General features: G+C 66.5%; 19 protein-coding genes. 14 read left to right on the plus strand and 5 right to left on the minus strand.

All coding sequences use genetic code 11. The features are described from left to right. From mraY to QM748_RS00445, 11 genes are all read left to right on the plus strand, one after another. Complete coding sequence (gene mraY, locus QM748_RS00395; protein ID WP_415245123.1) at positions 1-1,089, plus strand: phospho-N-acetylmuramoyl-pentapeptide-transferase; 1,089 nt, start codon at positions 1-3, stop codon at positions 1,087-1,089. Continuing rightward, complete coding sequence (gene murD / locus QM748_RS00400) at positions 1,086-2,486, plus strand: UDP-N-acetylmuramoyl-L-alanine--D-glutamate ligase (protein WP_415245124.1); 1,401 nt, start codon at positions 1,086-1,088, stop codon at positions 2,484-2,486. The genes mraY and murD overlap by 4 nt, the downstream gene beginning before the upstream one ends. Further along, positions 2,483-3,709 (plus strand): putative lipid II flippase FtsW, encoded by a 1,227-nt coding sequence (gene ftsW, locus QM748_RS00405; protein ID WP_415245125.1) that lies wholly within the window; start codon positions 2,483-2,485, stop codon positions 3,707-3,709. The genes murD and ftsW overlap by 4 nt, the downstream gene beginning before the upstream one ends. Further along, positions 3,706-4,779 (plus strand): undecaprenyldiphospho-muramoylpentapeptide beta-N-acetylglucosaminyltransferase, encoded by a 1,074-nt coding sequence (murG, locus tag QM748_RS00410; protein WP_415245126.1) that lies wholly within the window; start codon positions 3,706-3,708, stop codon positions 4,777-4,779. Before ftsW ends, murG begins: the two co-directional genes overlap by 4 nt. Positions 4,780-4,875: 96 nt before the next feature. Next, entirely contained in the window at positions 4,876-6,291 is a 1,416-nt protein-coding gene (gene murC / locus QM748_RS00415; RefSeq protein WP_415247985.1) for a UDP-N-acetylmuramate--L-alanine ligase, read from the plus strand. Next, positions 6,288-7,202, plus strand: coding sequence for a D-alanine--D-alanine ligase (locus tag QM748_RS00420; RefSeq protein WP_415245127.1), 915 nt, complete (start codon positions 6,288-6,290; stop codon positions 7,200-7,202). Before murC ends, QM748_RS00420 begins: the two co-directional genes overlap by 4 nt. After that, positions 7,195-8,064, plus strand: coding sequence for a cell division protein FtsQ/DivIB (locus tag QM748_RS00425; RefSeq protein WP_415245128.1), 870 nt, complete (start codon positions 7,195-7,197; stop codon positions 8,062-8,064). Before QM748_RS00420 ends, QM748_RS00425 begins: the two co-directional genes overlap by 8 nt. Beyond that, positions 8,064-9,293, plus strand: coding sequence for a cell division protein FtsA (ftsA, locus tag QM748_RS00430; RefSeq protein ID WP_415245129.1), 1,230 nt, complete (start codon positions 8,064-8,066; stop codon positions 9,291-9,293). The genes QM748_RS00425 and ftsA overlap by 1 nt, the downstream gene beginning before the upstream one ends. A 140-nt stretch (positions 9,294-9,433) precedes the next feature. Beyond that, positions 9,434-10,582 carry a cell division protein FtsZ gene (ftsZ, locus tag QM748_RS00435; RefSeq protein ID WP_415245130.1) on the plus strand — a complete coding sequence of 383 codons (1,149 nt, stop codon included), beginning with the start codon at positions 9,434-9,436 and terminating at the stop codon, positions 10,580-10,582. 278 nt (positions 10,583-10,860) lie between these two features. Then, the gene (lpxC, locus tag QM748_RS00440) at positions 10,861-11,787 is read left to right on the plus strand and encodes a UDP-3-O-acyl-N-acetylglucosamine deacetylase (protein WP_415245131.1); all 927 of its coding nucleotides are present in this window, start codon (positions 10,861-10,863) and stop codon (positions 11,785-11,787) included. 28 nt (positions 11,788-11,815) lie between these two features. Continuing rightward, positions 11,816-12,004 (plus strand): hypothetical protein, encoded by a 189-nt coding sequence (locus QM748_RS00445; protein WP_415245132.1) that lies wholly within the window; start codon positions 11,816-11,818, stop codon positions 12,002-12,004. Between the two features lie 54 nt (positions 12,005-12,058). Here QM748_RS00445 and QM748_RS00450 read toward each other — a convergent pair whose 3' ends face one another. Beyond that, entirely contained in the window at positions 12,059-12,490 is a 432-nt protein-coding gene (locus QM748_RS00450; protein WP_415245133.1) for a DciA family protein, read from the minus strand. Positions 12,491-12,598: 108 nt separating this feature from the next. Here QM748_RS00450 and secA point away from each other — a divergent pair, with 108 nt between their 5' ends. From secA to QM748_RS00465, 3 genes are all read left to right on the plus strand, one after another. Continuing rightward, entirely contained in the window at positions 12,599-15,328 is a 2,730-nt protein-coding gene (gene secA, locus QM748_RS00455) for a preprotein translocase subunit SecA (RefSeq protein WP_415245134.1), read from the plus strand. Positions 15,329-15,761: 433 nt separating this feature from the next. Then, positions 15,762-17,111 carry a sigma 54-interacting transcriptional regulator gene (locus tag QM748_RS00460; protein ID WP_415245135.1) on the plus strand — a complete coding sequence of 450 codons (1,350 nt, stop codon included), beginning with the start codon at positions 15,762-15,764 and terminating at the stop codon, positions 17,109-17,111. A gap of 52 nt (positions 17,112-17,163) precedes the next feature. Next, entirely contained in the window at positions 17,164-18,477 is a 1,314-nt protein-coding gene (locus QM748_RS00465; RefSeq protein WP_415245136.1) for an acetate kinase, read from the plus strand. A 95-nt stretch (positions 18,478-18,572) separates the two neighbouring features. Here the strand turns inward: QM748_RS00465 and QM748_RS00470 are convergent, their stop codons facing one another. The 4 genes from QM748_RS00470 to QM748_RS00485 all read right to left on the minus strand — a co-directional run bounded on the left by QM748_RS00470 (position 18,573) and on the right by QM748_RS00485 (position 21,879). Then, a complete protein-coding gene (locus QM748_RS00470) occupies positions 18,573-19,127 on the minus strand; it encodes a hypothetical protein (protein ID WP_415245137.1) in 555 nt (184 codons plus the stop codon). A gap of 19 nt (positions 19,128-19,146) precedes the next feature. Next, the gene (locus QM748_RS00475) at positions 19,147-19,845 is read right to left on the minus strand and encodes a C39 family peptidase (protein ID WP_415245138.1); all 699 of its coding nucleotides are present in this window, start codon (positions 19,843-19,845) and stop codon (positions 19,147-19,149) included. 11 nt (positions 19,846-19,856) lie between these two features. Further along, entirely contained in the window at positions 19,857-20,216 is a 360-nt protein-coding gene (locus tag QM748_RS00480) for a hypothetical protein (protein WP_415245139.1), read from the minus strand. 67 nt (positions 20,217-20,283) lie between these two features. Beyond that, a complete protein-coding gene (locus QM748_RS00485; protein WP_415245140.1) occupies positions 20,284-21,879 on the minus strand; it encodes a hypothetical protein in 1,596 nt (531 codons plus the stop codon). Positions 21,880-21,888: the final 9 nt, after the last annotated feature.

Consider the following 21,888-nt stretch of genomic DNA (forward strand, 5'->3'; position numbering starts at 1 on the left):
ATGCTGTTGGAAATCGCACTCTGGCTCAGCCAGGACATTCGTGGCTTCAACGTCTTCGGCTACATCACGCTGAGGACGGTGCTGGCCGCGCTGACCGCGCTGGCGATCTCGCTGATCGCCGGCCCTGGCGTCATCCGCTGGCTGGCGGCGAAGAAGATCGGCCAGGCGGTGCGCGATGACGGTCCCAAGTCGCATCTGACCAAGGCCGGCACGCCGACCATGGGCGGCGCGCTGATTCTTATCTCGATCGGCATCACGGTGCTGCTGTGGGGTGATCTGAGGAACCATTACGTCTGGGTCACGCTGTTCGTCACCCTCGGCTTCGGCGCGGTCGGCTGGGTGGATGACTGGCGCAAGGTCGTGCACCGCGACCCGAAAGGGCTGGCGAGCCGCTGGAAGTATTTCTGGACGTCGGCGATCGCACTGGCGGCTGCGATCTACCTCGGCCTTGCCGCGGATACTCCGGCGCAGACCGAACTGATCGTGCCCTTCTTCAAGGCCGTTGCCTATCCGCTGGGCATCTTCGGCTTCATCGCGTTGACCTATTTCGTCATCAACGGCACCAGCCATGCGGTCAACCTGACCGACGGGCTCGACGGCCTGGCGATCATGCCGACGGTGATGGTGGCCGGCGCGCTGGCCATCTTCGCCTACGTCGCCGGCCACACCGGCTTCTCGAATTACCTCGGCGTGCCCTACATCGCCGGCGCGGGCGAGCTGGCGGTGTTCTGCGGTGCGATCTGCGGCGCCGGGCTGGGCTTCCTGTGGTTCAACGCCTATCCGGCCGAAGTCTTCATGGGCGACGTCGGCGCGCTGGCGCTGGGCGCGGCGCTCGGCACCATCGCCGTCATCGTGCGCCAGGAAATCGTGCTCTTCATCATGGGCGGGCTGTTCGTCGCCGAGACCCTGTCGGTGATGGTGCAGGTGCTGTACTTCAAGGCCAGCGGCGGCAAGCGCATCTTCCGCATGGCGCCGCTGCACCACCACTATGAATTGGGCGGCTGGAAGGAAACGCAGGTGGTGGTCCGCTTCTGGATCATCACCATCATGCTGGTGCTGTTCGGGCTGTCGACGCTGAAACTGAGATGAGCGAGCTGACGGGCAAACACGTTCTGGTCCTCGGGCTCGGTGAATCGGGCCTGGCGATGGCGCGCTGGTGCGCAGTGCGCGGCGCGCGTCTGCGCGTGGCCGACAGCCGTGCCGTGCCGCCCGGGCTGGATGCGCTGCGCGAGGACGCGCCGCTGGCCGAAATCGTCACCGGCAGTTTCGGCGCCGAAGTGCTGGCCGGCATCGATTTGGTCGCCCTCAGCCCCGGCCTCGATCCGCGCACCGGTGTCGCCGCCGAAGCCTATCGCCGCGGCCTGCCGGTCACCGGCGAGATGAGCCTGCTGGCGCAGGCGCTGGCCGAGCTCGGCGTGCGCGAGCGCAGCCGCATCCTCGCCATCACCGGTACCAATGGCAAGACCACCACCACCGCGCTGACGACCGCGCTGGCGCAGTCGGCGGGCATCGACGCGGTCGCCGCCGGCAACATCAGCCCGGCCGCGCTCGACGTGCTGATGGAGCGGCTGGAACTGGGCATCGATCTGCCGGCCTGCTGGGTGCTGGAGCTGTCCAGTTTCCAGCTCGAGACCCTGGACGGCCTGGACGCAGAGGCCGCGACGGTGCTCAACGTTAGCGACGACCACCTCGACCGCTATGCCGACGTCGAGGCCTATGCCGCGGCCAAGGCCGCGATCTTCCAGGGGCAGGGTGTGCAGGTGCTGAACCGCCAGGACGCGCGCGTCGCGGCGATGGCACTGCCGGGCCGCCGGGTGATCCGCTTCGGCGTCGACGCCCCCGCTCGCGAGGCTGACTACGGCATTGCCTGCCACGATGGTGCCGACTGGCTGGTGCGCGGCGGCCAGCGGCTGCTCGCGCTGAGCGAACTGCCACTGGCCGGGCGCCACAACGCCGCCAACGCGCTGGCCGCGCTGGCGCTGTGCGAAGCCGGGCTGGGCATGGCGCCCGCGGACCTGATTATCGGCCTGCGTGCCTTCCGCGGCCTGCCTCACCGCGTCGAACTGGTTGCCGAGCGCGTCGACGGCGTGCGCTTCTACGATGACTCCAAGGGCACCAACGTTGGCGCGACGGTCGCTGCGCTGGACGGCTTCGACCGTCCGGCGGTGCTGATCGCCGGTGGCGACGGCAAGGGCCAGGATTTCTCGCCGCTTGCGCCCGCGGTTGCCGGCAAGGCGCGCGCGGTGGTGCTGATCGGCCGCGATGCGGACCGGATCGCAGCTGCGCTGGCTGGCACCGGCATTCCGCTGGAGCATGCGGCTGATCTCGAAACCGCGGTCGGCCGGGCCGCTGTGCTGGCACAACGGGGGGACGCAGTGCTGCTGTCCCCTGCCTGCGCCAGCCTGGACATGTTCCGCAACTACGCCCACCGCGCCGAAGTGTTCGTTGCCGCGGTGCGGCGCCTGCCGGAGGTCGAGGCGCGATGAAGCTCGGCTCCAGCCTGACGAACATGTTTGCCGCGGTAACCGGCAAGTCCGTCGCACCGAAGGGGAGCGACCGCTTCGTACGCGGCGGCGGTTCGGTGCGGGAGCTCGATCCGCTGTTGATCTGGTCGGCCGTCGGCCTGCTGCTGCTGGGCCTGGTGATGGTGTATTCGGCTTCGATCGCGATCGCCGAAGGCAGCCGCTTCACCAACTACCAGCCCTACTACTTCGTTGCGCGCCATGCGGTGTTCATGGCCGTGGGCATCGTTCTCGGCCTGGCGGCCTTCCAGCTGCCGATGGCACGCTGGCAGCAACTGGCGATGCCCTTGTTCGTGATCGGCGTGCTGCTGCTGATGGTGGTGCTGATCCCGGGGGTGGGGCGCGAGGTCAATGGTGCCCAGCGCTGGCTGTCGCTGGGGCCGGTGAACCTGCAGCCGTCCGAACTGATGAAGATCTTCGCCGCGCTCTATGCGGCCGACTACACGGTGCGCAAGCTCGACGTGATGGGCAGCTTCAAGCGCGGCTTCCTGCCGATGATGGCGGTGATCCTGCTGGTCGGTTTCCTGCTGCTGCGCGAGCCGGACTTCGGCGCTTTCGTCGTCATCACCACGATCGCCTTCGGCGTGCTCTTCCTCGGCGGCGTCAATGGCCGGGTGTTCGCGCTGCTGGCGATTGCCGCGGTGATCGGTTTCGTCACCCTGATCCTGATCTCGCCCTACCGCCTGGAGCGCGTGCTCGGCTTCATGGACCCATGGAAGGACGCCTTCGGCAAGGGCTACCAGCTGTCGCATGCGCTGATCGCCTTCGGCCGCGGCGAATGGTTCGGCGTCGGCCTGGGGGCGAGCGTGGAGAAACTGTTCTACCTGCCCGAGGCGCACACCGACTTCCTGCTCGCGGTGATTGCCGAGGAACTCGGCTTCGTCGGCATCATGGTGGTCATCGCCATGTTCGCGCTGCTGGTGCAGCGCGCCTTCGTGATCGGCCGTGAGGCGATCCGGCTCGAACGCTATTTCGCCGGCCTGGTGGCGCAGGGCATCGGCCTCTGGTTCGGCGTGCAGTCCTTCATCAACATGGGCGTCAACATGGGCCTGCTGCCCACCAAGGGCCTGACCCTGCCGCTGATGAGCTTCGGCGGTTCGAGCATCGTCGCCAACTGCATCGCGCTGGCGATCCTGCTGCGCTGCGACTGGGAAGTGCGGCAGCTGAAGCGCGGGGGCCAGCCATGAAGACGCTGATGGTCATGGCCGGTGGCACCGGCGGCCACATCTTCCCCGGCATCGCGGTGGCCGAAGCGCTGCGCGAGCACGGCTGGCGCATCGTCTGGATGGGCAACCCCGACGGCATGGAAGCCCGCATCGTGCCGGCGCGCGGCTACGAGACCGCCTGGGTCCGCTTCGGCGCGCTGCGCGGCAAGGGCCTGGTGCGCAAGCTGATGCTGCCGCTGAACCTGCTGTCCGGCTTCTGGCAGGCGCTGCGCGCGCTGCGCCGCAGCCGGCCCGACGTGGTGCTGGGCATGGGCGGCTACATCACGTTTCCGGGCGGCATGATGGCGGCGCTGCTCGGCCGTCCGCTGGTGCTGCACGAACAGAATTCGGTGGCGGGGCTGTCCAACCGCGTGCTTGCCGGCGTCGCCGAGCGGGTGCTGACGGGCTTCCCCGAGGTATTGAAGAAAGGCCGCTGGGTCGGCAATCCGGTGCGTGCCGAGATTGCCGCCGTGGCGCCGCCGGGCGAGCGTTTCGCCGGCCGCGAAGGCCCGCTGAAGATTCTCGTCGTCGGCGGCAGCCTCGGCGCGGCCGCGCTCAACGACGCGGTGCCGGCCGCGCTTGCCCGTCTGCCGGCCGACAATCGGCCGCAGGTGCTGCACCAGGCGGGCGAGAAGCAGATCGAGGCCTTGCGCGCCGCCTATGCACGGGCGCAGGTGGAGGGCGATCTGCGCCCCTTCATCGACGACATGGCGAGCGCCTACGCGGAGGCCGACCTGGTGATCTGCCGCGCTGGTGCGCTGACGGTATCCGAACTTGCCGCGGTGGGGGCGGCCAGCCTGCTGGTGCCTTTCCCGCACGCGGTGGACGATCACCAGACCGGCAATGCGCGCTTCCTCGCCGACCGCGGCGCAGCCTATCTGCTGCCGCAAACCGAACTCGATGCCGAACGGCTGGCCGGCATCCTCGCCAGCATCGATCGCCCGCGCCTGCTGCAGATGGCGGAGAACGCCCGTGCCCAGGCCCGCCCGCTGGCGGCGGCCGAAGTGGCGCGCGTCTGCGAGGAACTGGCCGGCGGAGACAAGAAGAAATGAAGCACAAGCTCAGGAACACCGACTTCGTCGGAATGCGGGCTCACAACGCCAGGGCGTTGTTCGGGGTGCCGCTCGATCGCCATGAGGGCAATGACCGTGAAGCATAAGGTCAGGAACATCCATTTCGTCGGCATCGGCGGCTCCGGCATGAGCGGCATCGCCGAAGTGCTGGTGAACCAGGGTTATGCGGTGAGTGGCTCCGATCTCGGCGACAACGCCGCGACGCGCCGCCTGCAGAAGATGGGCGCCCGCGTCATGCGCGGCCATTCGGCCGACAACGTCGCCGGTGCCGATGTGCTGGTGGCTTCCACCGCGGTCAAGGCGGACAACCCGGAAGTGGTGGCTGCGCGCGAGCGCAACATTCCGATCGTGCCGCGTGCGCAGATGCTGGCCGAACTGATGCGCTTCAAGCAGGGCATCGCCATTGCCGGCACGCACGGCAAGACGACGACGACTTCGCTGGCGGCGAGCATTCTCGCCGAGGGCGGCATCGATCCGACTTTCGTCATCGGCGGCCGGCTCAATGCCGCCGGTGCCAATGCGCGCCTCGGCAATGGCGAGTACCTGGTGGCCGAGGCCGACGAATCGGATGCCTCCTTCCTGCTGCTGAGTCCGATGATCGCGGTGGTGACCAATATCGACGCCGATCACATGGACACCTACGGCCATGATTTCGGCCGCGTCAAACAGGCTTTCGTCGATTTCCTGCAGCGGCTGCCTTTCTACGGCGTCGCCGTGCTGTGCGAGGACGACGCCAACGTGCGCGAGATCATGCCGCAGGTGTCGAAGCAGATCGTGCGCTACGGCCTGTCGCCGAACGCCAACATCCGCGCCGAGAACGTGCGTGCCGAAGGCGGGCGGATGCTGTTCGACTGCGTGCGCGTCAATGGCTCGACCACTCGGCTGCCGATCGAACTCAACCTGCCCGGCATGCACAACGTGCTCAATGCGCTGGCGGCGATCGCGGTGGCGACGGAAGTGCAGGTGCCGGACGAGGCCATCGTCAAGGCACTGGCGGATTTCCGTGGCGTCGGCCGCCGTTTCCAGCGTTACGGCGAGGTGCAGCTGGTCGGCCTGGACGGCGACGAGGCCGGCAGCTTCACGCTGGTGGATGACTACGGCCATCACCCGGTCGAAATGGCGGCGACGATTGCCGCTGCGCGCGGCGCTTTTCCGGACCGGCGCCTGGTGCTGGCCTTCCAGCCGCACCGCTACACCCGTACCCGCGATTGCTTCGAGGATTTCGTCAAGGTGCTGTCCTCGGTCGATGGCCTGCTGCTGGCCGAAGTGTATGCCGCGGGCGAGGCGCCGATCGTCGCTGCCGACGGGCGCTCGCTGGCTCGCGCGCTGCGCGTCGCCGGCGGCGTCGAGCCGGTGTTCGTCGAGGACATCGCCGACATGCCGAAGATGATTCTGTCCACTGCGCGCGACGGCGACGTGGTGATCACCATGGGCGCGGGCAGCATCGGCGCGGTGCCGGGCAAGCTCGCAGCGATCGAGGACGTGTCGTGAAGGCGCGCTTCGGCAAGGTTGCGGTGCTGTTCGGCGGAACGTCGGCCGAGCGCGATGTGTCGCTGATGTCCGGCAGGGCGGTGCTGGCCGCGTTGCAGGACGCCGGCGTGGATGCGCATGCCTTCGACCCGGCGGAGCGCGATCTGCACATCCTGAAGGAAGAGGGCTTCGAGCGTGCGTTCATCGCCCTGCATGGCCGTGGCGGCGAGGACGGCACGGTGCAGGGCGCGCTGGAACTGATGGGCATTCCCTACACCGGCAGCGGTGTGATGGCTTCGGCGCTGTCGATGGACAAGTGGCGGACCAAGATGGTGTGGCTTGCCTGCGGCCTGCCGACGCCGCGCTACGCCATCCTGGATGCCGATACCGACTGGGATGCGGTGGTGGCCGGGCTCGGCCTGCCGATCTACGTCAAGCCGGTGCATGAAGGTTCGAGCATGGGGGCGACCAAGGTCGTCGCCGCGGACCAGCTGCAGGCGGCCTGGGAACTGGCGGCGCGCTACGACAGCCTGGTGATCGCCGAGGAGTTCATCGCGGGCGCCGAACTGACTGCGCCCTTCCTCGAGGATCAGGCCTTGCCGCTGGTGCGCATCGTCGCGCCGGACGGCAACTACGATTACCAGCACAAGTATTTCACCGACGACACCCGCTACGACTGCCCCTGCGGCCTGCCGGCCGAACAGGAGGCCGAGCTGCAGGCGCTGGTGATGAAGTCCGCCCGCGTGCTCGGCTGCCGGGGCTGGGGCCGGGGTGATCTGATCCTGACCGCCGAAGGCAGGCCCTATCTGCTGGAGATGAATACCTCGCCGGGCATGACCAGCCATTCGCTGGTGCCGATGTCGGCGCGCGTGGCGGGACTGGAGTTCGACGCCCTGTGCCTGAAGATCCTCGAAGGAGCCCGCCTTGGCTGAAATCGGCGTCCGGCCCGCTGCCGTCCGTCCTGCTGCCATCCGTTCCGCCCGACCGGCGGCACGGGCGGCTGCGGAGCGTGGCGGCAAGGGGCTGTGGCACAGGCCGGCGCTGCTGAACCTGATTTCCGATCTGCTGACCCTGCTGGGAGCGGTCGGCCTGGGCTGGGCGCTGGTGATCTGGTTCGTGTCGCGGCCGCTGTTCCCGATCGGCGAGATCGTGGTGCTGACGCCGCCGGCGCAGGTCACCGAGGAACAGCTGGAGTACGCCGCGCGTACCGCGATCGACGGCAACTTCTTCACCGTCGATCTGGAGGCGGTGAAGTCGACCTTCGAGAAGCTGCCCTGGGTGCGCAAGGCCGAAGTGCGCCGGCGCTGGCCCGATGCGCTCGAACTGCGCATCGAGGAGCATCAGGCGGTGGCCTACTGGACGGTGTCCGACAGCGGCGACGCGCGGCTGGTGAATGCGCAGGGCGAGGTCTTCGTCGCCGCCAGTGACGCCGAGATGCCGCATTTCGACGGCCCGCAGGGCAGCTCGGGCTGGCTGCTGGCCCGCCATGGCGAATTTTCCGAGCTGCTGCGGCCGATGGGGGTGCAACTGGTCGGATTGGTGCTGTCGGCGCGCGAAGCCTGGCAGCTGAAGCTCGACAACGGCCTGGTGATCATGCTCGGCCGCGAGCAGGAACGGTCTCTACTCGCCGACCGGCTCAAGCGCTTCATCGCGGTATGGCCGCGGGTGCGCGAGCAGGTTGACATCGACATCAAGGTGGCGGATCTGCGCTACCCGAGCGGATTTGCGCTGACGCCGGCCGATGGCACGGTACTGCTGCAGGCCGCGCCGCAAAGTGGCAGAAAGGGCAGGTAATGAGCAAGGAATACAAGGAACTGATCGTCGGACTCGACATCGGCACGACCAAGGTGACCTGCATGGTGGCCGAGGTGCGGCCCGACGGCCGGCTCAACGTCGTCGGCCTGGGCACGCAGTCCACCAACGGCCTCAAGCGCGGCGTGGTGGTCAATATCGAGGCCACGGTGGATGCGATCTCGCGCGTGCTGCAGGAGGTCGAGCTGATGGCCGAGTGCAAGATCCACGACGTCTATACCGGTATCGCCGGCAGCCACATCAAGAGCTTCAACTCCAGCGGCACCGTGGCGATCAAGGAGAAGGAGGTCACGCCGACCGACGTCGATCGCGTGATCGAGGTCGCGCGGGCGATGCCGATTCCGGCCGAGCAGCAGATCCTGCACATCCTGACCCAGGAATTCATCATCGACGGCCAGGGCGGCGTGCGCGAGCCGATCGGCATGAGCGGCGTGCGCCTGGAAGTGAAGGTGCACATCGTCACCGGCGCCGTGTCGGCCGCGCAGAACGTGATCAAGTGCGTGCGCCGCTGCGGCCTGGAGGTCATGGACCTGAGCCTGCAGCCGCTCGCTTCCAGCTATGCGGTGCTGACCGAGGACGAGAAGGAACTGGGGGTGTGCATGGTGGATATCGGCGGCGGCACGACCGACATCGCGGTGTTCACCCAGGGCGCGATCCGGCACACCGCGGTGATTCCGGTGGCGGGCGACCAGGTCACCAACGACATCGCGATGGCGCTGCGCACGCCGACCGCCGAGGCCGAGGAAATCAAGATCCGCCATGGCGTGGCGATGCACCAGATGGCCGATCCGGAAGAAATGATCGAGGTGCCCGGGGTGGGCGACCGGCCGCCGCGCAAGCTGTCCCGCCAGGCACTGGCCGACGTCATCGAGCCGCGCGTGTCCGAACTGTTCGAGCTGGTCCAGGCCGAGCTGCGCCGCAGCGGCTACGAGGAACTGCTGTCGTCCGGAATCGTGCTGACCGGCGGTTCGGCGGTGATGCGCGGCATGGCCGAGCTGGGCGAGGACGTGTTCCACATGCCGGTGCGAGTGGGCGCGCCGCAGTACGACGGAGGCCTGGCGGACGTGGTCTGCCAGCCGCGTTATTCCACCGCGATGGGCCTGGTCATGGAAGGCGCAGCGCAGCGCAGGCGGGGCTTGCAGGCGCGTGACACGCGCAGCGTGAAGCAGTTTTTCGGCCGCATGAAGTCGTGGTTCGAACGTAATTTTTGAGCGGACGCGAAAAGTCCAGGCATTTTGTCATGAAGGCCGTTGATAGCCGGTATTTAGTATTAAACTTGCCGGAATTTACTAGATGCAGGCTTATCGGCGTTTGATGTTGAGCAGGGCCGTTAATTCAGGAGGCGAGGCAAATGTTTGAAATCGTTGAGAAGGAACCGTCGGGCACGGTCATCAAGGTGATCGGCGTCGGTGGTGCGGGCGGCAACGCCGTCGACCACATGATCCGGGAAGGGGTGAAGGGGGTGCATTTCATCACTGCCAACACCGATGCGCAGGCGCTGGCCCGCTGCCTGGCTTCCCACAAGGTCCAGCTCGGCGGCACCGGCCTCGGCGCCGGTTCCAAGCCGGAGGCGGGGCGTGCCGCGGCGCAGGAGTCGCGCGAGGAGATCGCCGCCGCGCTGGAAGGCGCGCACATGGTGTTCATCACCGGCGGCATGGGCGGCGGCACCGGCACCGGCGCAGCGCCGGTGGTGGCCGAGATCGCCAAGGAGATGGGCATCCTGACCGTCGCCGTGGTGACCAAGCCTTTCGACTTCGAGAACCGCATCCGTGTCGCCGAGAGCGGCGTCGAGGAACTGACCCGCCACGTCGATTCGCTGATCGTCGTGCTCAACGACAAGCTGCTCGACGTCTATGGCGACGATGCCGGCTTCGAGGAGTGCTTCCGTTCGGCCGACAACGTGCTGCGCTCGGCGGTCGGCGGCATTGCCGAGATCATCAACGTGCCCGGCCTGGTCAACGTCGACTTCCAGGACGTCCGCACCGCGATGGCCGAGATGGGCCGCGCGATGATGGGTTCGGCCGAGGCCGCCGGCATGGACCGCGCCCGCATCGCCGCCGAGCAGGCCGCGGTGTCGCCGCTGCTCGAAGGCACCGAACTGTCGGGTGCGCGCTGCGTGCTGATCAACATCACCGCCAGCAAGTCGCTGAAGATGTCCGAAGTGCGCGACGCGGTGAAGACCGTGCAGGCCTTTGCCGCGCCGGAAGCCTTCGTCAAGTACGGCACCGTGTTCGAAGAGAGCATGGAAGACCGCATCCGCATCACCGTCGTCGCCACCGGCCTCGGTGCCCCGCGCGCGGCCCGCCAGCCGATCATGGAAGTGGTGAAGGGCACCGGCACCTATGGTCCGGCGATGAGCGGCAGCGGCGCGGTTGACATGAACAGCCTCGACGTGCCGGCGGTGATGCGCACCGGCCGCCGTACCACGGTCGAAGCGATGAGCACCAGCGGCGTCGGCACCTACGACATTCCGGCTTTCCTGCGCCGCCAGGCCGACTGACCGCCGTTTGCTCCGGCGCCGGGCTCCGCTGTTCGCGGGGCCTGGCGCCCGACGGGCATCTGTTGTGAACCGCCGCCTCCGGTTCATGGCAGATGCCCGTTTTCATTGGGGCACAGGCCGCCGCATGCCTTTTCCGGTCCGGGGCCCTTTCCGCAGGCGGGGGAAAGGAGCGAAACGACAGCGAACGTGTCCATGCAACAGCTTTGCTGCATTGCGCCAATAGTCCGTGTCGCCAGTGGGGGCGTGCTAAACTGCTGGCCGATATAAGGAATTTAACAATGATCAGGCAGCGCACCCTCAAATCCATCGTCAAGGCCACCGGCGTCGGTCTGCACGGCGGGCGCAAGGTGACGCTGGTGCTGCGTCCGGCGCCGCCGGACGCAGGCATCGTCTTCCACCGCGTCGATCTCGAGCCGCCGCTGACCCTGCCGGCCGATCCCTATGCCGTCTGCGACACGCGGATGTGCTCGGGCCTGGAAAAGAACGGCGAGAAGGTCGGTACCGTCGAGCATCTGATGTCGGCGCTGGCCGGCCTCGGCATCGACAACCTGTACGTCGATGTCGACGCGCCGGAGATTCCCATCCTCGACGGCAGTTCCGCACCCTTCGTGTTCCTGCTGCAGTCGGCGGGTATCGAGGAGCAGAAGGCGCCGAAGAAGTTCATGCGGGTGAAGAAGCCGGTGGAGTACCGCGAGGGCGACAAGTGGGTGCGTCTCGCCCCCTACGACGGCTTCAGCCTGGAGTTCTCCATCGTCTTCGACCACCCCGCGATCGACAGCACGGCGACTTCGGTCAAGGTCGATTTCGCCACTCACTCCTACGTCCGCGACGTCGCCCGCGCGCGCACCTTCGGTTTCATGCAGGACGTGGAGTTCATGCAGTCCAACGGCCTCGCGCTCGGCGGCAGCCTCGACAACGCGATCGTGATGGACGAGTACCGCGTGCTCAATGCCGAGGGCCTGCGCTATGCCGACGAGTTCGTCAAGCACAAGGTGCTCGACGCCATCGGCGATCTTTACCTGTGCGGCCATCCGCTGCTGGCGTCCTATTCGGCGCACAAGGCCGGCCACGCGCTGAACAACCAGATCCTGCGCGTGCTGCTGGAAGACAGCGAGGCCTGGGAGATCGTCAGCTTCGAGCAGCCCAAGGCCACGCCGCCCGCCGTCGTCCATCAGTTCGGCGAAGTCCTGCCGGCGCAGGCGTGATGGCGGCCACGCGGCTGGAGCGCGGGCGATGCTGATCATGCGTCTGCTGCTGCTGTTCGCCGTGCTCGGCATCGGCGGCTCGGTGATCCTGTGGCTGCTCACCGGCAATCCGCGTTTCAAGCTGTGGGCGTGGAAGGCCTTCCGCATCGTCGTCGTGCTGCTGCTGGCCATCCTTGCGGTGTTCGCCGTCGAGCGCGTGCTGGCGCCAATGATTTGAAGATTGCTGGCGGTATGGGGCTGCCTGTCTTCGTGGCTGCTCCTGTTCCCGCGTCTATTCGCGTCCGCGCCTGACCAGCCGCTCCAGTGATGCGCGCAGCGGCGAATCCGGCGGCAGCGAGGCGGCGAATTCGGACAGGCCGGCCTTGGCGCCGGCAGAGATGTGGCGCTCCGTCGCAGGCGGGCGCCAGACTGTCTGTTCCGGCGTTCCAACCTTGACCCTGATCGTGCCCAGTGCGTGCCCGGCGCGCAGGAAGTGCTCCTGCAGGCTGGGCAGCATCTGCTTGAGCCGCACCGCGGTGGCGCCGTTGCGCGTGGTGATGACCAGCACGTCGTCCTTCAGGTTGGCGACGTGGCACTGTTCCGCCAGCTGCAGGGGCAGCGCGGCCTCCAGCGTGCCCTGCAGCCGCCGCAGGCGGGCAGCGTGGTCCTGCAGGCGGGCGAGGGATTCGACGCTGCCGAGAAAACGATGGAGAGGGCGGCTCATGGGGCGTGGGAAAGGAGGAATGCGGGAGGTCGTGCTGTGGTGCGCAGTGGGGCACCCTGTGCGGCATGATAAACTCGCGCCTTTGCCGAATCGACGTCCACCTCCAACATGATCTCCGGCCTGCTCAAGAAAATCTTCGGTAGTCGCAACGACCGCCTCGTCCGCCAGTACTCCCAGACCGTGCGCAAGATCAATGCGCTCGAGCCGCAGATCTCCGCACTGTCCGATGAGGAACTGCGCGGCAAGACCGCCGAATTCAAGCAGCGCGTGGCGAACGGCGAGGCGCTCGATACGCTGCTGCCGGAAGCGTTCGCGGTGGTGCGCGAAGCCGGCAAGCGCGTGCATGGCATGCGCCACTTCGACGTCCAGCTGGTCGGCGGCATGGTGCTGCACAACGGCAAGATCGCCGAAATGCGCACCGGCGAAGGCAAGACCCTGGTTGCCACGCTGGCCGCCTACCTGAACGCGCTGTCCGGCAAGGGCGTGCATGTGATCACGGTGAATGATTACCTCGCCAGCCGCGACGCCGACTGGATGGGGCGCATCTACGGCTTTCTCGGCCTGACGACGGGCTGCAACCTGTCGCGCATGTCGCACGACGAGAAGCAGGCGGCCTACGCGGCCGACATCACCTACGGCACCAACAACGAATTCGGCTTCGACTACCTGCGCGACAACATGGTCTATGCGGCCAGCGAGCGCGTGCAGCGCGCGCTGAATTTCGCCATCGTCGATGAAGTGGACTCGATCCTGATCGACGAGGCGCGCACGCCGCTGATCATCTCCGGCCAGGCCGAGGACCACACCGAGCTCTACCTGAAGATGAACCAGGTCGTGCCGCTGCTGAAGAAGCAGGAAGGCGAGGGCGACAACATCACCGAGCCGGGCGATTTCACCGTCGACCTGAAGTCCCACCAGGTGCTGCTGACCGAGGACGGTCACGAGAACGCCGAGCAGATCCTGATGCGTATGGGCCTGCTGGCCGAAGGCACCAGCCTCTACGACCCGGGCAACATCCTGCTGGTGCACCACCTGTACGCGTCGCTGCGCGCCCATGCGCTGTACCACAAGGATCAGCACTACGTGGTGCAGAACGGCGAAGTCGTCATCGTCGACGAATTCACCGGCCGCCTGATGGCAGGCCGGCGCTGGTCCGACGGCCTGCACCAGGCGGTCGAGGCCAAGGAAGGCGTGCGCATCCAGGCCGAGAACCAGACCCTGGCCTCGATCACCTTCCAGAACTACTTCCGCATGTACGGCAAGCTGTCCGGCATGACCGGCACGGCCGATACCGAGGCCTTCGAGTTCCACTCGATCTACGGCCTCGAAACCGTGGTGATCCCGACCAACAAGCCTACCCAGCGCAAGGACGAGAACGACAAGGTCTATCGCACCGCGAAGGAGAAATGGGATGCGGTGATCGAGGACATCCGCGACTGCGTGCAGCGCGGCCAGCCGGTGCTGGTGGGCACGACCTCGATCGAGACCAATGAATTCCTCTCCAACCTGCTGAAGAAGGCGAAGATCGAGCACCAGTTGCTCAATGCCAAGCAGCACGACAGCGAAGCCCAGATCGTCGCCCAGGCGGGCCGCCCGGGGGTGGTGACCATCGCCACCAACATGGCCGGCCGCGGTACCGACATCGTGCTCGGCGGCAACATCGAGCGGCCCGTCGGCGCGGTGCGCGACGACGACAGTCTGCCGGCAGAGGAAAAGGAAGCGAAGATCGCCGCGATGCGCGAGGATTGGGCCAAGGTGCACGAGCAGGTGATTGCCGCCGGCGGCCTGCACATCATCGGCACCGAGCGCCACGAGTCGCGCCGCATCGACAACCAGCTGCGCGGCCGTTCCGGCCGCCAGGGCGACCCGGGCTCCAGCCGCTTCTACCTGTCGCTGGAAGATCCGCTGATGAAGATCTTCGCCGGCGAGCGCCTGAACGCGATCATGGTGCGGCTGAAGATGCCCGAAGGCGAGGCGATCGAGCACGGCATGGTCACGCGCTCGCTCGAGTCGGCGCAGCGCAAGGTCGAGCAGCGCAACTTCGACATCCGCAAGCAACTGCTGGAATACGACGACGTCGCCAACGACCAGCGCAAGGTCATCTACCAGCAGCGCAACGAACTGCTCGAGACCGAGGATATCTCAGACACCGTCAAGGCGATGCGCCAGGGCGTGCTGGGCGACGTCTTCCGCCGCTACGTGCCGCAGGACAGCGTCGAGGAGCAATGGGACATCCCCGGCCTGGAGATGGCGCTGGCTTCCGAGCTGGCGCTGAAGCTGCCGGTGGGCGAGTGGATCAAGGTAGAGCCGAGCCTGGACGACGAGAAGATGCTCGAGCGCATCATTGCCGCGGGCGAGGAGGCCTATGCCGCCAAGACCTCGCTGGTGGATCTCTCGGCCTGGCATCAGTTCGAGCGCAACGTGATGCTGCAGAGCCTCGACACCCACTGGCGCGAACACCTCGCCGCGCTCGACCATCTCCGCCAGGGCATCCATCTGCGCGGCTATGCGCAGAAGAACCCCAAGCAGGAATACAAGCGCGAAGCCTTCGAACTGTTCGAGACCCTGCTCGATGCGATCCGCGCCGATGTCACCAAGATCCTGATGACGGTCCAGGTGCGCACCGAAGCCCAGCTCGACGAGGCCGAAAAGCCGCCCGCAGTGGAAAACGTCCAATACCACCATGCCGACCAGGACGAAGCGCAGGCTGCTGCCAATGCCGGACTGGCGGCGAGAGGCGTGCAGCCTGCGCAGGCCGGGATGCGCGTCGGCCGCAACGATCCCTGCCCCTGCGGTTCGGGCAAGAAGTTCAAGCATTGCCACGGGCAACTGAGCTGACATGCAGGCGGCCGCAGGGCGGCGGGGGTGCCACCCGTCACCTGCGGCCTGCGCAGCCGCGTCGGTTTTCTTTACAATCCTGCCCCCATCGGGTTCCAGTGCAGAAAAATCGGGCATAGGAATCAGCGGCTTGTATCAGCTGGTCTGTTGATTGCTTGACATCCTTCGTTACGGTATCCCATAACTGAAGTGCAAGATGGCATGAGGCGGGTCTGGCGTCAGGCTCGTCGGATGGCTGTGGGCGCAAGGCTCGAGCCAGCTGTCTTGCCGGCCATGCAGAATGGCGGGGCATGGTCTGTTGCCAGGCTGATTCGCTGCCGTTGCCTCACGGGCTTTGTGAGGCAGGCGAGTCTTCATTGCAGCCGTGGATCTCGACCCGGGAGAGACAGATGGCGGAGCATGCTGTTCGATCTGGCACGATGGAAGGGCGATCATGTCCGGCGAGGCCTGCGTAAAGGCTCCAAGGCGGGCGATCGTACTCGACCGTACTGGTTCTGCGGCGGCCGAGCTCGATGCGCTTCGGCTGTCGGGCTGGGTGTTCCAGTGGGTGGCGACGATGGATGCCGCTCGCAAGGCCCTGGCTTGCGATCCGCCAGCAGTCGGCCTCGTCGCTTTCGATTCGGCGCAAACCTGGTCTGCCGGTGAGCTGGAGGGTTTGCTCCGGCGTCCCGACATCGAATGGATCGCATTGCTCGGCCAGGACCTGGTGGACGGCGATCGGCTGGGGCTGGAGGTGCTGCGCAGTTTCCATGATTTTCACTCCCGGCCTCTGGACAGGGAGCGGCTGTCGTTCACGCTGGGCCATGCCCATGGAAAGGTCGAGCTGTGCCGGTATGCCTTGGTGCCCCGCCGTGAGTGCGGCGCGTACGGCATGACGGGGACGAGCGGCAGGATGCGTCAGCTGTATCGGCAGATCGACAAGATCCTGGCGGTCGATGCGCCGGTGCTGATCGGTGGTGAGTCCGGCACCGGCAAGGAACTGGTTGCACATGCCATCCACCAGTATTCGATGCGTGCCCGGGCTCCCTTCATCGCCATGAATTGCGGGGCCATCGCGCCGAGCCTGATCCAGTCCGAACTGTTCGGCCATGAGCGGGGCGCGTTCACCGGTGCTGCGCAGCGCAAGATCGGCAGCATCGAGGCGGCCAACGGCGGCATCCTGTTCCTGGACGAGATCGGCGACCTTCCGCTGGAGATGCAGGCGAATCTGCTGCGTTTTCTCCAGGAGAAGAGCATCACCCGGGTCGGCTCGACCGAGCGGGTGAAAGTCGATGTCCGCGTCATCGCAGCGACGCATGTCGATCTGGTACGCGCGGTCACGCAAGGCCGTTTCCGCGAGGATTTGTACTATCGCCTCAATGTCCTGCATCTCGCGCTGCCGGCCCTGCGTGAGCGGCGCGAGGACATTCCCCTGCTTGCAGAGTGCATTTTTGCCGAGCACCGTGAGCAGGCTGCAGCGCAGGTGCGAGGCTTCAGCAGCGCGGCTCTGCAGGCAATGATGTGCTACGACTGGCCCGGAAATGTGAGGGAGCTGGTCAACCGGGTTCAGCGCGCGATGATCATGACCGAAAACCGCCTGATCGGCCCGCTTGATCTCGGGCTGTCGTCGGATGCAGAGCCGGGGATGCAGACCCTGGACGAAATCCGTGCCAGGATCGAGCGCGAACTGATTGAAACCAGCCTGAAGACGCACGGCAACAACGTTTCGGAGACGGCTCGCCGTCTGGGTGTTTCCCGGGTCACCTTGTACCGCATGATCGATCGTCTGAAGATCGTTCTCTAGCCGGCCGACCGCGGGAGGTCTTGACGCAGTAGTTTGACAGGGAGCAACTGCGATGAAGAAGGCACATGCGTACCGCGGCAGGCTTGTCCGTCCATTTCTCGGTGTGCTCGTCGCAGCCCTGGGGCAGCCGGTATCTGCCGAGGAACTGGACGGTGATGTCGGCAGCATCGCCGGGCGCTTCGAAGCCCAGCTCCAGCAGATCGAGATATTGAAGCGCGAACTGGCCCGGCAGGAAGCTGCGCTCAAGGCCTTGCGCCGGGAGGTCGATCTGCGGCAGAGAGGGCGGGGCAGGGATGGCGCCCCTGCCCGTGCGGCGCCGACCGCGGTTGCCCAGGCGGACGCAGCGCCGGTTTCGCCTGTCGGGCAGGCGCCGGAGGCGCCCGAGCGGCCGCCGGAGGTCGCCCCCATCTTCGAGCAGCCCGGGGTGCTGACCCAGCCCGGCAAATGGATCGTCGAGCCTTCGCTGCAGTATTCGTATTCGTCCAGCGACAGGATCGCACTGGTCGGCTACACGATCATTCCAGCCATCCTGATCGGCCTGATCGACGTGCGCAACGTGAAATCGAACTCCTTCACGGCGACGCTTTCCGTGCGCAGGGGAATCACCAACCGCTTTGAGCTCGAGGCGCGCATTCCGTACGTCTACCGCTACGACAATACGCGCGGGCGGGAAATCATGGACCCCGAGCGGGTGCGCGAATTCTATTCCGACCAGAAAGGGCAGGGGATCGGTGACATCGAACTGATCGGCCGCTACCAGCTCAACGACGGCGGCAACGATTCGCCCTATTACATCGCCTCGCTGCGCTTCAAGGCCCGTACCGGCAAGGATCCTTTCGAGGTGCCGACCAGCCTGACGGTCGACCCGTCCGACTCGAATACCGGCGCGAGGACGGGCATGCAGCGCGACCTGCCGACAGGTTCGGGCTTCTACTCCCTGACTCCGGGGCTGACCGTTCTCATCCCGTCCGATCCGGCCGTGTTCTTTGGCGGGATCAGCTACCAGTACAGCTTCAAGCGCAAGAACGTGACGCCCAACCTGGTGGGTGAAGTCGATCCGGCCGACTATGCATATTCCTCGATCCAGCCGGGGGGGGTGCTCGGCTTCAACTTCGGCATGGGGCTGGCGCTGAACGATCGTTCGTCGTTCAGCATCGGATACGACCACCTGTCGGTTGGCAAGACCGAAGCCAGATATGTCGACGGCCAGCGGGCGGAAGGCGTGCGTGTCCAGCTCGGCACGCTGTTGCTGGGGTATTCCTACAAGCTCGATTCGATGCGGACCGTCAATCTATCGCTCGGCGTCGGTGTCACGCGCGACACGCCCGATGTGCAGATGACGCTGCGCATGCCTTTCTCGCTGTAATCGGCAAATGAAACGGGCCGGCGCCCCCGGGAGGTGCCGGCCCGTGCTGTTCTGTCCGGCCGCGGGCTTTGCCCGGGCAGCCCGGCAAAGCGGGATTAGCGCATCTGCGCCGCACGCGTCACTGCTTCCTGCATCGCCTGTTCCATGAGTACACCCTGCATGGCTTCCAGGCTATTGACCGATGCACTGATCGTCGTAATGGTCTGAAGTTTCTGGTTGTCCAGCGAATTCTGGACCACCGTGGCGAGCGAGTGGGCCGGCAGAAGGTGAGAAATATTGTTGGGGCCGCTCTGGATCAGTGCCAGTGCGGCACCGGGCGGCAGCGGGATGCCGGACGTCTGGCTTGAACCGTCGAGGCGCAGGCTCGTGGTGCTGTGCAGAATGCCGTTGATCAGCACGACGCGCTCGATGCCGAAACGCATCTGCAGGCCGCCCGGCGTTTCAAAGCCGCCGCGCAAGGTATCGAGCTCGGTGTCGGGTATCGTGGCCGCGGCCAGCAGGTGGTCGAGCTGCTGTCGCCGCGCGGCCAACTCCGCTCCGGCGACGTCCGAGCCGCTTGCGGGCAGGCATGCCGCGAATGCACACCCCCCCGTGACGATCATGGCCAGCAGCGGCGGGCGCGTGCGGCGGAAGGATGTCCGGATGGCCATGGCGTCTGCTCTTCGTCGCTCAGAAATCCACCATGCTCGGCCGGCTCAGGCTGTGCCGCACGATGTTGTCACGATGGGCGCTCACCGGCGCGTGCGGCCGGATGCTCCAGTCGTCCGTGTGGTTGAAGCGCGCCGTGGCCATGTGACTGGTCACGACCAGCAGGATGCCGTTGGTCCAGTGGCGTTCGAAGTCGGTCCGTGCGACCACGCGCGTTCCCATCGCCGGATCACCGAGCAGGACATCGTTGCTGCGTACGCCCTTGATGACGACGAAGTGGGCATAGCCGTTTTCGTTGATCAGGGCAATGGCGGGAATGCCGGCTCGGGCGAGCTCGTCCAGATTCGCCTCGACACCGCTGGTCTCGAAGCCGCGGCTATCGAGATAGCGTTTCATGTCCAGCATCGAAAAACCGTCGTGGCGGATCTTCTCCTGATCGCCGTTCTCGAACATCACCTGGAAGACCGCCGATTCATCGACAGCCCAATCGTAGTGATGTGTCAGCAGCGTGGCGACGGCCGCAGAACCGCAACTGAAATCGTATTGCTGGCGAAGCGTGGCCAGAAAGCGGCTGCCCTTCATGCTCACGGTGGGGATCGAAAGCGTCCCGCCCAGCGGGGCCGTCATCTGCAGGCGCTCGGCATGGCCGGAGCCGCTGACGAGCAGAAGCGCCAGCATCGCGCAGGGCATCAGAGCATGGCGCAGGGAGCCGGCCAACATGGCAATGAACCTCACTGCACCTGGACGTTGAGGATCACGGCGTTCTGGATCAGCACGCCATTGCCCGAGTTCTGGATCACCATCGGCAGGCCGGCTGCGCCTGCGAGTGCGTTGTCGGACACGATGTTGTGGCCGGTGACGAGATCGTATGCCTGTACCTCGCTGACCGCGCCCGAGGCATGAATCTCGCTCAGATGCAGATCGCTGCCACCGCGCTGTGTTTCCAGCACCTCGGTATCGACGATCCGTCCGAAGCCGGGTATGGGGGCGGGTTCAGGCAGGGATCCACCGGCATGTGCGCTGCCGGATTCCGTGCAGGAGAACGCCAGTGCGACGCCCAGTGCAACCATCATTTGGAAAGCGGATTGCATGATGCTGCCCCTCCATGAAGTGTGCAGCAGGGGTTGGCGGCGATGCCGCCGCCAACCCCGTTCTCGCTTACCGGAGCGACATGTTTGCCTGCACATTGACGCTCTGCTGCACCAGCGCACCGATGCCCGTGTTCTGGGCTGCGACGGTGATGCCTGCAGAGTTGGCGAGGGCGCTGCCCGCGATGGTGTTGGACATGTCGAAGGTGCCGGCACGGACTGCCACCGACCCGCCTCCGCCGCCAGCGCCACCGGTGCCGCCCACGCCCGAACCGCCGGTGCCGGCGCCGGCGTAGGCCGCGCCGCCTTCACCGCCCTGGCCACCCTGGCCACCCTGGCCGGATCCGCCCGCACCGCCGGCGGCAGCCGTGGCTGCGCCGCCGCTCGCATCGCCGCTCGACGCGGTGCTGGTGGCATCGCCGCCCGTGCCGCTTCCCGCGGTTGCCGTGCCGCCTGCCGCCGTGCCGCCTGCACCGCCGCTGGCCGAGCCCGCGCTCGCCGCGCCACTGGTTGCGGTGCCGCCGTTGCCGCCGTAGCCAGCGGTATTCGTGGCCGAACCTGCCTGGCCGCCATTGGATGCGCCATTGCCGGCAGCCGAGCTGGCTCCGCCGGAAGAGCCTGCGCCGCCCGTGCCGCTGCCACTGCCGCCGGACACCGAGGCGGTTCCGGTCCAGCCGCGGGACGATGCGCTGCCGCCTGAGCTGCTGGCACCGCCGCCATTGGCGCTGTCGTGCGCCTTGGCACTGCCGCCGCTCGAGCTTGCGTCGCCGCCGCCGCCCGCCAGCGCGCCGCGGGCGCCACCGCCGTCGCCGCCATTGGCGCCGCGAGCGCTGCCGCTGCCGGCATCTCCACCGATGCCTTTGCCGCCGCCGCCAGCAATGGCCGAGCCGTTGCCTGCATCGCCGCCGCTGCCCCTGCCGCCAGCGGAGAAGGAGTCCGAGTCGCCGCCGATGGCATTCCCGCCGAATGCGTTGCCGCCGTCGGCGCCGCTGCCGCCGTTGCCGCCAAAGGCCTTGCCGCCGTCGCCGCCTGAGGCGCCTCTGGCATTGCCGCCCAGACCCGATCCGCCGTTGCCGCCGTAGGCCTTGCCGCCGTCAGCGCCATTGGCGCTGCCGAAGTTTCCGGCGCTGTTACCCAGACCATGTACGCTGATCCGGGTCACTGTGCCGTCGAGCCTGGACAGCGCCACGGCTGAGGTCTTGTTGAAGGAGTCGGAGAGGTTCGATGTCGCGTTGCCGATGCCTGCCGCGGCTGAGCCGGCGGCACTGGCCATCGCTCTGGCAGAAGTGTCGCTTCTGCTCATGTTGGTGCTCTTGCTGTTGCTCTTCGAGATGGAGGTCGTGCTGTTGTCGGATTTGTCGATCGAGGTGTTCCTCACCCGATTGTCCGACAGGTCCCTGCTGTCCGAGTTGCTGATCGAGACGTTTTTGACCCGATTGTCCGAGTTGTTGCTGTTGTCCGAATTGTTGCTGTTGTCGGTCAACAATGTGGCGCTCGAATACTCGTTGGCGAGTGCGCCGGTGCCGCCGCTCTGGTTCGAATGCGCTTCGGCGTTCTGCTGCACGCCGCCATCGTGCTGAGCCAGATTGTTGGTGGGGTTCGCCATGGCTGGCGAGGAAAGACCGAATGCGAGAGCAATCGCACTTGCGAGCAGACTGTGTTTCATGGCGTCCTC

The sequence above is a fragment of the Thauera sp. genome (assembly GCF_047601425.1).
Lineage (GTDB): Bacteria > Pseudomonadota > Gammaproteobacteria > Burkholderiales > Rhodocyclaceae > Thauera.

Coding starts and splice junctions, on each gene's coding strand:
- mraY (WP_415245123.1), top strand. CDS start 1: ATGCTGTTGGAAATCGCACTCTGGCTCAGCCAGGACATTCGTGGCTTC.
- murD (WP_415245124.1), top strand. CDS start 1,086: ATGAGCGAGCTGACGGGCAAACACGTTCTGGTCCTCGGGCTCGGTGAA.
- ftsW (WP_415245125.1), top strand. CDS start 2,483: ATGAAGCTCGGCTCCAGCCTGACGAACATGTTTGCCGCGGTAACCGGC.
- murG (WP_415245126.1), top strand. CDS start 3,706: ATGAAGACGCTGATGGTCATGGCCGGTGGCACCGGCGGCCACATCTTC.
- ftsA (WP_415245129.1), top strand. CDS start 8,064: ATGAGCAAGGAATACAAGGAACTGATCGTCGGACTCGACATCGGCACG.
- ftsZ (WP_415245130.1), top strand. CDS start 9,434: ATGTTTGAAATCGTTGAGAAGGAACCGTCGGGCACGGTCATCAAGGTG.
- lpxC (WP_415245131.1), top strand. CDS start 10,861: ATGATCAGGCAGCGCACCCTCAAATCCATCGTCAAGGCCACCGGCGTC.
- QM748_RS00445 (WP_415245132.1), top strand. CDS start 11,816: ATGCTGATCATGCGTCTGCTGCTGCTGTTCGCCGTGCTCGGCATCGGC.
- QM748_RS00450 (WP_415245133.1), bottom strand. CDS start 12,490: ATGAGCCGCCCTCTCCATCGTTTTCTCGGCAGCGTCGAATCCCTCGCC.
- secA (WP_415245134.1), top strand. CDS start 12,599: ATGATCTCCGGCCTGCTCAAGAAAATCTTCGGTAGTCGCAACGACCGC.
- QM748_RS00460 (WP_415245135.1), top strand. CDS start 15,762: ATGTCCGGCGAGGCCTGCGTAAAGGCTCCAAGGCGGGCGATCGTACTC.
- QM748_RS00465 (WP_415245136.1), top strand. CDS start 17,164: ATGAAGAAGGCACATGCGTACCGCGGCAGGCTTGTCCGTCCATTTCTC.
- QM748_RS00470 (WP_415245137.1), bottom strand. CDS start 19,127: ATGGCCATCCGGACATCCTTCCGCCGCACGCGCCCGCCGCTGCTGGCC.
- QM748_RS00475 (WP_415245138.1), bottom strand. CDS start 19,845: ATGTTGGCCGGCTCCCTGCGCCATGCTCTGATGCCCTGCGCGATGCTG.
- QM748_RS00480 (WP_415245139.1), bottom strand. CDS start 20,216: ATGCAATCCGCTTTCCAAATGATGGTTGCACTGGGCGTCGCACTGGCG.
- QM748_RS00485 (WP_415245140.1), bottom strand. CDS start 21,879: ATGAAACACAGTCTGCTCGCAAGTGCGATTGCTCTCGCATTCGGTCTT.